At 69.0% G+C, this 10,757-nt stretch carries 9 protein-coding genes; 2 read left to right on the top strand and 7 right to left on the bottom strand.

From position 1 onward, the window contains the following. On the top strand, positions 1 to 212 hold a 212-nt coding region (locus tag ACR9ZK_RS18045; protein ID WP_481343338.1), incomplete at its 5' end, for a phenylacetaldoxime dehydratase family protein. A gap of 222 nt (positions 213 to 434) precedes the next feature. Here ACR9ZK_RS18045 and ACR9ZK_RS18040 read toward each other — a convergent pair. From ACR9ZK_RS18040 to ACR9ZK_RS18010, 7 genes are all read right to left on the bottom strand, one after another. After that, positions 435 to 1,280, bottom strand: coding sequence for an amino acid ABC transporter permease (locus ACR9ZK_RS18040; protein ID WP_481343337.1), 846 nt, complete (start codon positions 1,278 to 1,280; stop codon positions 435 to 437). Further along, entirely contained in the window at positions 1,277 to 1,921 is a 645-nt protein-coding gene (locus ACR9ZK_RS18035) for an amino acid ABC transporter permease (protein ID WP_481343336.1), read from the bottom strand. The genes ACR9ZK_RS18040 and ACR9ZK_RS18035 overlap by 4 nt, the downstream gene beginning before the upstream one ends. A 36-nt stretch (positions 1,922 to 1,957) precedes the next feature. Beyond that, positions 1,958 to 2,905 (bottom strand): glutamate ABC transporter substrate-binding protein, encoded by a 948-nt coding sequence (locus tag ACR9ZK_RS18030; RefSeq protein WP_481343335.1) that lies wholly within the window; start codon positions 2,903 to 2,905, stop codon positions 1,958 to 1,960. A gap of 73 nt (positions 2,906 to 2,978) precedes the next feature. Then, positions 2,979 to 3,707 (bottom strand): amino acid ABC transporter ATP-binding protein, encoded by a 729-nt coding sequence (locus ACR9ZK_RS18025; protein ID WP_481343339.1) that lies wholly within the window; start codon positions 3,705 to 3,707, stop codon positions 2,979 to 2,981. 77 nt (positions 3,708 to 3,784) lie between these two features. Further along, positions 3,785 to 4,660 carry a MurR/RpiR family transcriptional regulator gene (locus ACR9ZK_RS18020; RefSeq protein WP_481343334.1) on the bottom strand — a complete coding sequence of 292 codons (876 nt, stop codon included), beginning with the start codon at positions 4,658 to 4,660 and terminating at the stop codon, positions 3,785 to 3,787. Positions 4,661 to 4,670: 10 nt separating this feature from the next. Continuing rightward, positions 4,671 to 5,585, bottom strand: a complete 915-nt coding sequence (locus ACR9ZK_RS18015; protein WP_481343333.1) for an isoaspartyl peptidase/L-asparaginase family protein — start codon at positions 5,583 to 5,585, stop codon at positions 4,671 to 4,673. A gap of 211 nt (positions 5,586 to 5,796) precedes the next feature. Then, complete coding sequence (locus tag ACR9ZK_RS18010; RefSeq protein WP_481343332.1) at positions 5,797 to 6,981, bottom strand: ROK family transcriptional regulator; 1,185 nt, start codon at positions 6,979 to 6,981, stop codon at positions 5,797 to 5,799. 273 nt (positions 6,982 to 7,254) lie between these two features. Here ACR9ZK_RS18010 and ACR9ZK_RS18005 point away from each other — a divergent pair, with 273 nt between their 5' ends. Further along, positions 7,255 to 10,698 (top strand): glycoside hydrolase family 3 C-terminal domain-containing protein, encoded by a 3,444-nt coding sequence (locus tag ACR9ZK_RS18005; RefSeq protein ID WP_481343331.1) that lies wholly within the window; start codon positions 7,255 to 7,257, stop codon positions 10,696 to 10,698. Positions 10,699 to 10,757 lie beyond the last annotated feature (59 nt).

Genomic DNA, 10,757 nt, shown 5'->3' with positions numbered 1-10,757 from the left:
ACCTCGACGACTGGGCCAGGGAGCACCCGACCCACGTGGCGATCTTCGGCGCGGCGATGAAGTACCTGTCCACGCTCGGTCCCGCAGCCCGGCTGAGACTGCACCACGAGGTCACCGTTGCCGCCGCCGACGAGCAGTACTTCGAGTACCTCGGCTGCCACGCGAAGACAGGGATGCTGCGGGCGATGGATGCTGTGGTGGAGAGCGTCTGAGCGGGGCCGCAGTCACTGACAACCGGCGGGCAGCGTATGAGAGCGGCTCGCCGAGCACCTCGACCGAGTCCGGCCGGACACCGATCCTGCAGTGTCTGAGTAACCGCTCACAGCGCGGTCGTGCCGACCAGCCGATGCTCCTTCACTGACCCTTCTGGTGACCGCACCTAGCTGTCAAAGTGACGCGGGTGTCGACGCGAGGCCCGGGGCTTCCGACCCTTCTCACTTGACGCGTTCCTCCAGTCCGGGGATGGCAGGAAGCGAGGGCAGGCCTGCAGGCTTGCGGGTGGTCCGCTTCTGCAGGCGAGTCGCGAGCGCGGTGAGGCTGCCACTGACGACGAGGTAGATGAAGGCGACGACGATGTAGGTGGGGATCAGCTGGTTGATGTACGAGGTGAGCAGCTGGCCTCGGTAGAGCAGCTCGGTGTAGGCCACGATGTAGCCGAGCGTCGTGTCCTTGAGCAGGCTCACGAACTGTGTCATCAGCGAGGGGGCGACGTTGCGCAGGGCCTGGGGCAGGATGACCAGGCGCATGGTCTGGGACTGCCGTAGGCCCAGGCTGTGTGCGGCCTCGGCCTGCCCCGACGGCAGTCCGGTGATGCCGGCGCGGACGATCTCGGCGAAGACGGCCGCGGTCACGAAGGTCAGCGGAATGGCCAGCTTCCACATCGTCGGTACGTTGACCCCCAGCTGGGGCAGCCCGAAGAGCATCATGTAGATCAGCAGCAGGACGGGCACCGTCCTCGCGACCTCGATGTAGGAGGCGCACAGCCAGCGCAGAGGGGGCACCCGACTCAGTCGCCCCAGGGCCAAGAAGGTGCCGAGCACGGAGCCGAGGACCGCCACGGTGCCGGCGACCTTGAGGGTGCCGACCAGCCCGGTCAGCAGGTACTGCCAGACGACCCACTGCGTGAACGCCGCCCACAGCTGCGGGTTGAGCTGGTCGTGGGAACCGAACTGCCACAGGCCGACTCCCGCCAACGCCAGCAGTCCAAGCACGCTGATGGCCGAGGCGATGCGCACGTTACGGCGGGTCCGCGGGCCCGGTTCGTCGTAGATGAAGCTCATCGGATGATCGCCACCTTGCGTTCGATCCGCCCGGTTGCCAGGCCGATGGCCAGGGCGATCGCCATGTAGACGAGGCCGCCGGCGGTGTAGAAGAGGACGGGCTGGGCGTAGACGAGGTTGATGCTGTTGATCTGGGCGGTCAGGTCGAGAACTCCGACGACGGCCGCGAGGGAGGTGTTCATGGCCAGGGCGATCATGATGTTGCCCAGCGGCTGGACGGCGGACCGGAAGGCCTGGGGCACGATCACCCACCGCAGCGACTGGATCAGCGTCAGCCCGAGTGCCCGCGCCGCCTCGATCTGGCCGCGCGTCACGGTGTTGACCCCGCTCCGGATCGCCTCGGCGACGTAGGCGGCTTCGTAGACGGCCAGCACGATGACCACCGTGGGGATGACGGGGAGGATCAGCCCCGCGTCAGGCAGCGCGAAGACGGCCAGGATCAACAGCGCCAGGAGCGGAACGTTGACGAAGAACTGGACGTAGGCCAAAGCTGCCGCCCTGAGCGGCGGGATCGGGCTGATCCGCGCGACGGTGATGAGCACCCCCAGGATCAGGGACGCAGCACCCGCGAGCACGGTCATGAGAAGGGTCAGTCCCAGCCCCTCCAGAAGGGGCTCGACATGGTCGATCGCGATACTCATCCGGATCTACTCCTGGCGCTGTTGCCGAGTCGCCGGTCAGGAACCGGGCACGGACCCGATGGCCGGCGGTGTCGGGGCAGGGGAGTCGCCGACCGAGCCGAGCGTCGTCTTCCAGACCTGCGCCCAGAGCCCCTGCTTCTCGATCGTCGTCAACCAGGTGTTGACGAAAGTCTTGAACGCGGCGTCGTTGTGCTTCAAGCCGATTCCGTAGGGCTCCTCGGTGAAGGGGGCGCCGACGACCTTGATGTTCTTGTTGCTCGCCGACTGGCTGGCGAGCAGGACGTAGTCCTGGACGTACGCGTCGCCGCGGCCCTGGATGAGGGCGTGGACACCTTGCGGGGTGGTGGCGAACGGCAAGAGCTTCGCGCCGGGCTGCTTCTCCGGAACCTTGGCGACCGAGGGCGTCCCCGTCTGCACGATGACGTTCTTGCCGTCCAGGTCCTCGATGCCCTTGATGCTCGTGTTGTCGGACTTCACCGCGACAGCGAGGCCGGACATGAAGTACGGGCCGGCGAAGCTGATCTGCTCCGCACGCTTGGTGGTGATCGTGTACGTGGAGAAGACGGCGTCGACGGTGCCGTTGGCCAGGAGGGCCTCCCGGGTCTCGGCTGCCGAGGGAACCCATTCGACGTTCGGCTTGCCGAGGATGTAGACGGCGAGCATCTTGGCGAGGTCCGCATCGAAGCCCTCGACCTTCTGAGGGTCGGCTGGGTCCTGCTGGGAGACCAGCGGCGCATCGAGGGCGGTGGCGACGACGAGCTTGCCGCGCTTCTTGATCTTCTCCATGGTCGAGCCAGGGATGATCAGGTCGCCGGCCGCGACCGGTGCCTTGCCGACGAGTTGGTCGCTGCTGCTGGTGCTGCCCGGACCGTCACCATCGGGAATGTTGACGGGAGCGGTGGAGCACGCGCTGAGGGCCAGGGCGACGGAGGTGAACAGACCGGCAACGGCGGTGCGCCGGCGGACAACGGCATCGCTGAACATGTGGGTACCTTTCAGTGGGTTTCCTCGAAGAAGGTCGCCGTCGGAGGCGTGGGGAGGGGGCGTCGGAGCCGGGTCAGTGGGAGAGCACGGAGGCGAGGAACGAGCGCGCCCGTTCGGTCTTGGGGGCGTCGAAGAACGCAGCAGGCGTGTCCTGCTCGACGACCTGTCCGTGGTCCATGAAGACGACGCGGTCGGCGGCGCGGCGGGCGAAGCCCATCTCGTGCGTGACGACGACCATCGTCATCCCCTCGCTGGCCAAGGAGGTCATGACGTTCAGCACCTCGTTGACCATCTCGGGGTCGAGCGCGGAGGTCGGTTCGTCGAACAGCATGACCTTGGGCCGCATGGCCAGGGCCCGGGCGATCGCCGCCCGCTGCTGCTGTCCTCCGGAGAGCTCGGCCGGGTAGGCGTGGGCCTTCTGCGCGATGCCGACCCGCTCCAGGAGCTCCATCGCCTCGGCTTCGGCGTCCTTCCGCTTGAGTCGGCGCACCTTGGTCGGCGCCAGCGTGACGTTGTCGAGGATCGTGCGGTGGGCGAAGAGGTTGAACGACTGGAAGACCATGCCGACGTCCGAGCGCAGCTGCGCCAGCGCGGGGCCCTCGGATGCGAGGGCGCGCCCGTCGACGTGGATCTCGCCGGCGTCGATGGTCTCGAGCCTGTTGATCGTCCGGCAGAGCGTCGACTTGCCCGACCCGGAAGGCCCCACGACGACGATCACCTCTCCCGGCATGACGGTCAGGTCGACGTCGCGGAGCACGTGGAGGTCACCGAAGTGCTTGTCCACGCCCTTGAGGCTGACCATCGGCGCGCGTTGCTGGGATGTCTCGCGCGGCAGAGCCGTCAGGGGAGCCCGCGTGGCCGCGGCGTCGTTGGGCTGCATCATGCTTCCTCCTCCGGCCGGCGGTCGGCCACGGCTGCGTACTGGATGAGTGATCGTTCTTCCCAGAGCTTCATCCGGTCGATTCCCTTGGGTCCGGTCCGGACGAACACCGACTCGACGAGGGCTTCGACGAGCACCATGAGGGCCGCGAAGGAGTCGTAGGGGATCCCGCCGACCGGCACGGTCAGCACGACGTCGGCGTCCCCGGCGGCCGGTGACAGACCCTCGTCGGTGACGACGACCAGGGACGCGTTCGCCCGTTTCGCCATTGCCGCCACATGCTGGGCCGGCTGCTGGTAGCGGCGCAGGTCGAAGAGCACGACGACCGTGCTCCTGCGTGCGGCGTGGAGCTTGCCCACGTCGTAGCCGAGGGGGTCGGCCAGGAAGTGCACGTTGGGGATGATGTGGTCGAGCTGACGGGCCAGGATCTCGGCGACGAACCGCGAGAAGTAGCCACCGGCGATGAGGACGGTGCGCGCCTCTCCGGCGAGCAACCTTGCCGCCCGGTCGAACTCGCCGGGAACCACCGTGGAGCGAAGGGCGTCCACGAGCTCGACCCGTTGCGTGACCAAGCGCCCGAAGTCGGTCACGTCACCGCCGCGCTCGGCCTCCCGCTCGGCGCGGTGGACGGGAGCGCGCAGCTCGTGCATGAGCTCCTCGCGCAGGTGCTTCTGGAAGTCGGCGTAGCTCCCGATCCCCAGACGTGCCACCAGGCGAAGCACCGTCGGCGCGCTCGTGCCCGCTGCCTTGGCGAGGGCGTTGGCACTGGCCAGCCCGGCGCTGGGGTAGTCGGCGAGCAGGGTGCGCGCCACCTTGCGCTCGGACGGAGCAAGCTGCTCCATGCGAGCGAAGATCTCGTTCCTGATCCGGATCACGGCGTCGTCCTCACGTCAGCGTCACCAGCTCGCCGGCCTCTTCGCATGCGGCGAACATGGCCGGCGAGTTGTGCGCCACGACGACCCGGCCGTCCGCGCCGACCGCGACGAGGCCTCCGTTCGCGCCCCGGCCGTTGAGCTCGGTGTCGATGGTCGCCCGAACGGCATCGGGGAGCGCCGCACCGGCGTACCGCATCCGTGCGTAGATGTCGTGGGCGACGGCTCCCTCGATGAAGGCCTCGCCCTCGCCGGTGCAGGAGACCGCGACGACTCCGTCCCGGGCATAGGTCCCGGCCCCGACGACCGGAGTGTCGCCGACGCGTCCTCGGTGCTGGTTGACGATGCCGCCCGTGGACGTCGCGGCAGCCACTCGCCCGGCCAGGTCCAGCGCGACAGCGCCGACCGTTCCGTGCCTGCTCTGCGCCAGCACCCCAGCCCGGACACTCGACAGCTGCTGCCGCCGTGACTCCGTCACGAAGTACTCGGGATCCACGGTCTCGACGCCCCAGCCTTCGAGCAAAGCTCCGTCGGGGGCTACGAGCAGCACATGGTCGGTCTCCTCCAGGACCTTCCGAGCCGCGAGAACCGGGTTCTTCGCCCGTCGTGTCACGGCAACAGCCCCGGCGCGGCCGTCACCGGTCATGACCGATGCATCCAGCTCCGCCTCACCGTCGGCCGTGAGCGCCGCACCCCGACCGGCGTTGAAGAGCACGCAGTTCTCGAGCTCGACGACCGCTGCGCACACGGCGTCGAGGGCCGAGCCGCCGCCTGCGAGGACCGTCCGCCCCGCCCGGTAGGCCGCGGCCAGGCCTTCGGCGTACGGCTCCTCCTGCTCCACGGAGAGCGCCGCGGCCCGGCCGTCTGCTCCGCCGTGCAGGACCAGCGAGAAGCCGCGGGCCGCAGGGGCGATGTCGATAAGACGCATCAGTTGTCTCTGTCTCCTCCATGGCTTCCTTCCCCGCCGTGAGGGCGCGGGGCGTGACCCGACCTTAGAGGCAAACAGTACGAAACGGAAGAGCAGTAGCAATGCCGTACTGTTCATTACAAGCTGGGCGCTCGCCGAGAGGCCAGCCGCCGGCCCCGGTGTTGTGGCGGGAGACACCGTGAGCGTCAGCGGCCAGCCGATGTGGGCGCTGTCAGGTCAGCGCCGACCGCAGCGCGATGTCACGCGCGAGGGTGAGACTGCCGATCATCTCGGAACGCAGGCCCAGCGCGGCCGGCACCACCTGAACGTGGTCTTCGAAGCCGGGTTGTGCCAGACGCTGGATCGACTCGCGAATGCCGTCGATGAAGGCGTCCGCCTGGCTCATCTCGCCGCCGATGACGACGGTCGCCGGGTCGAGCAGGGCGCACAGGTTCGCCAGCACCTGGCCGAGCGTCCTGCCCGACTCGGCGAAGATCTTCCGGGCCACCGGGTGGCCGGCGAACTCGTGCAGTCGCGCTGGCGGGCCGGACTCGCCCGGGCGGAGGTGAGACAGCTGATGGAGCACCTGCTGGCTGGAGACGATCGTCTCCAGGCAGCCGCGGTTGCCGCATCGGCACCACGCTCCCTCCTGGGTGATCTGGGTGTGCCCGATCTCGCCCGCCGCTCCCGAGCTGCCGCGTGCCGGTGCCCCGTTGATGATGAGCCCGGCGCCGACGCCGTCGGATGCCTTGACGTAGATGACGTTGTCCTTGCCTCGAGCGGCGCCGTGCCGGTGCTCGGCGAGGGCGCCGAGGTTCGCATCGTTGTCGAGGTGGACCGTGAGCCCGGTGCGGTCGCTCAGCTCGCTGGCCAGGTCGAGACCGGACCAGCTGGCCAGGATCGTGGGGGAGGCGACGGCCTGCCGCGCCGCGTTCAGCGGTCCCGGCACTCCGGCGACGCAGGTGGTCACGGGTCCGGTCTCCGTGTGGCGGGCCCGGGCCTCGTGCTCGAGCTTGTCCACCAGCCGGCGGACGAGGCGCGCAGCAGCGTCCATGGCCACATCGGGGTGGTCGTCGACGTCCACCGCGGACCGTGCCTCGGCTCGGACGGTCAGGTCGAACGTCGCAACGGCGACGCCCAGGTGCCGGTGGCCCAGGTCCACCCCGACGACGGCACCGGGCGGGTACCGGGGCAGCAGACGGCGGCTCGGCCGGCCGCGACCGTCGCTCGCGCCCTGGTGCTCTCTCAACAGGCCGTCGTCCAGCAGGTTCTGTGCGACCGCCGCGACGGTCTGGCGGCTCATGCCCAGCGCGGACTCCAGCTCCGGGCGGGACGCGCTTCCGTGCTGCCACACGTGGTCGAGCACCTCGTCACGCATGGCTCGCCGCACCCGCTCCGCGGTGCTGTAGGTGGCCATGCCCGCTCCTCCGTTCGCGGCGAATTTCGTCGCGGATAATCGAAATTCGAAGGTGTTGACCGCCTATTCGACCTGCCACTACCTTAAATCCGATCCTAGCGGTTTATCGGTAAAACCGGTACTCGAGGCGATCAGTGCAGGAACGGTCCCGGCCACCCGTCGGCGGCCTCTCTCGGGCATGGGCACGACCGACTTACGCCTGTCAGCACCAATTTTCCTCTCACGCGTCGCCCCCGGTCGGCGCGGCTTCCCACGCACCGAAATGGAGTCGCTATGCGCCTGAAGCGATGGCCCGTCCTGCTCGCCGCGACCTGCGCCGCCTTTGGCGGCAGCCTGGTCGTCCCCACCGCCGCGCCGGCGGCCCCCGCGGCCCCCGACTGTCCGTGGGTCGGGCAGCACGCCTCGCCCACCCAACGCGCCCAAGCGGTGCTCGCCAAGATGACGCTGGACGAGAAGATCTACCTCGTGCACGGCGCGGCCGGTTCCGCCTACACGGGCCAGATCGCGGGCGAGCCCTGGCTGTGCATCCCGACACTGAAGATGACGGACGGCCCGGTCGGCGTACGCATGAACGACACGACGCAGCTGCCCGCCGGGGCCGCTGTCGCGGCGTCCTTCGACACCTCGCTCGCAGACACGTACGGACAGGTGGTCGGGGCTGAAGCCAAGACGAAGGGCGCGGACCTGGTCCTCGGCCCGACGATCAACATCGTGCGTGACCCGCGGTGGGGCCGGGCCTTCGAGTCCTACGGCGAAGACCCGTACCTCGCCGGGCAGATCGGCTCGGCCAACATCAAGGGCATCCAGTCGCAGGGCACGATGGCCCAGGTCAAGCACTACGCCGTCTACAACCAGGAGACCAACCGCAACACGTTCGCCGACAACGCAGTCATCGACGACCGGGTGGTTCGCGAGATCTACACCGCCGCCTTCGGGACCATCGTCGCCGAGGCGCAACCGTCCTCGGCGATGTGCTCGTACTCGTTGATCAACGGGACGTACGCCTGCGAGAACGCGTACCTCAACAACATCCTCAAGACCAGCTTCGGCTTCGACGGGTTCATCACGTCCGACTGGGACGCCACACACAGCACCGTGCAGGCGGCCAACGCGGGCATGGACATGCAGATGCCGAACGACTCCTTCTTCGGGGCGGCGCTCAAGCAGGCCGTGCAGGACGGCAGAGTGGCGCAGAGCCGTGTCGACGACATGGTCGTGCGCATCCTCCGCGAGGAGTTCCGGTTCGGGCTCTTCGAGCACCCGTCGGCGGACACCCCGGACGTCGTCGCTTCCACCCAGGCGCACGTCGCCGTCGCGAAGAAGGCCGCCGAGGACGGCACCGTCCTGCTGAAGAACACCGGGGACACCCTGCCCCTGGACACCAGCAAGGTGAACTCGATCGCGGTCATCGGCAGCGGCGCCAAGGACAACACGCTGAGCGCCGGCGGCGGCAGCGCGATCGTCGCCGGCACCGGGACCGTCAACCCGTACGACGGCATCACGGCACGCGCCGGCTCCGGCGTCGACGTGCAGTACGCGCAGGGCAACCCGGGCACGAAGGGTGACTTCGGCACCCTGCCCGCGATCGACAGCCAGTTCCTGACTCCGGCGTCGGGTACCGGCCACGGTCTGACGGGCGAGTACTACGCGAACACCACGCTGTCGGGGACACCGGCCACAACACGCATCGACCGGCAGGTGAAGTTCGACTGGAGAGGTGCACCTGCCTCGGGCGTGCCGGCCGCGGGCTTCTCGACGAAGTGGACCGGGACGGTGACGCCGCCGGTCACCGGCACGTACACCTTCGGAGTCACCAGCGACGACGGCACTCGGCTGTTCATCGACGGCAAGCAGGTCATCGACAACTGGCGCGACCAGGGCGCGCACACCGAGACGGGCCAGGTCGACCTGACCGCGGGCAAGCCCGTGCAGATCGAGGTGGACTACTACCAGGGCACCGGCGGGGCCTACGTCAACCTGGGCTGGCTGCCGCCGAAGGCCGCTCTCGCGCAGCAGGCGGCGGCTCTGGCCGCCAAGTCCGACGTGGCGGTGGTGTACGCAAACCTCTACCAGGGCGAGGGCGGCGACCAGCCGAACATCGACCTGCCCGACGACCAGAACGACCTCATCGACGCCGTCGCGGCCGCCAACCCGAACACCATCGTCGTGCTCAACACCGGCTCAGCGGTCACCATGCCGTGGCTCGACAAGGTCAAGGGCGTCCTCGAGGCCTGGTACCCGGGCCAGCAGGCCGGCAACGCCATCGCCGCGCTGCTGTTCGGCGACGCCAACCCGTCGGCCAAGCTCCCCGTCACCTTCCCCACCTCGCTCGACCAGGTGCCCGCCTCCACGGACGCCCAGTGGCCCGGCGTGGACGGCAAGGTGCAGTACTCCGAGGGTCTGAACGTCGGCTACCGCTGGTACGACGCGAAGAACCGGACCCCGCTCTTCCCGTTCGGCTACGGGTTGTCCTACACCACGTTCGCGTTCTCGAACCTCGACCTGTCCGCACGCACGCTGTCGGGCAACGGATCTGTGCAGGCCAGCGTCGACGTGACGAACACCGGGTCGCGGGCGGGCGCCGAGGTCGCGCAGCTCTATCTCGGCGTTCCGGCCAGCGCAGGTGAGCCGCCCAGGCAGCTGAAGGGCTTCCAGAAGGTCCACCTGCAGCCTGGCGAGACGAAGAGGGTGACGTTCGACATCACCGCCCAGGACGCGTCGTACTGGAACACCCCCGCGCAGGGCTGGACGCTGGCAGCCGGCAGCTACACCGTGCACGTCGGGGCCTCCTCGCGTTCGCTACCGCTCACGGACACGTTCAACGTCGGGCGCACCGTGACCAACGGAACGCAGTACACGACGGTGAAGGCCCCGACGTTGGCCATGCCGGGTTCCACCATGTCGGTGACCACCGAGTTCACGAACGGCGCCACGGCTCCGGTGCGTAGTGCCGTGACCGCGCTCACCGTGCCGCGCGGCTGGAAGGCCACCGCGCAGTCCCCGGCGAGCTTCGCTCAGGTGAACCCGGGACAGACGGTGTCGACCACCTGGTCGGTGGCCGTGCCTGCCGACACGGTCGGCGGTCCGGGGACGGTGTTCGGCGCGACGAGCTTCACCGGCTCCGACCGCCGCCCGCAGCCGAGCGGGTCCGCCACGGTGACGGTCGGCTACCCCACCTTCGCGGCCGCGTACGAGAAGGTCGGCGTCACCGACGACTCTGCCACGGCCTTGGGCAACTTCGACGGCTGGGGACACAGCTTCTCGGCGCAGGCGCTGGCCGCCGTCGGTGTGACACCCGGCAGCACGGTCACCGCCGGGACGTCGACGTTCACGTGGCCGGACGTCCCGGCCGGGAAGCCGAACGAGGTCAACGCCACCGGGCAGGTCATCGCGATGAACGGCTCGGGCACGCAGCTCTCCCTGCTCGGGGCCGGAGCCGGTGGCGGGGTCCAGAAGGGACAGCTCACCGTGACCTACGCCGACGGCACCACATCGGCCGCGACGGTGTCCTTCTCGGACTGGTGGGCGAACCAGGCAGCGGAAGGGGGCGCGCTCGCGGCGACCACGGCGTACCTGAACCAGTCCGACGGCACGCGGGTGAACCAGCCCGTGAGCCTGTACGCCGCCACCGTCCCGCTCACCGCGGGCAAGCAGGTTGCGTGGATCACCCTGCCCACCAACCAGAACATGCACCTCTTTGCCGCCACCATCGGCTGACCCGGAACGCCTCGCCCTGCACCTGTCTCTTATACACATCTGACGCTGCCGACGACGGA

This window comes from Monashia sp. HAY1-5C (genome assembly GCF_056755255.1).
The sequence above is the reverse complement of the archived record's forward strand: the minus strand, read 5'-3'. Positions and strand labels throughout refer to the sequence as shown.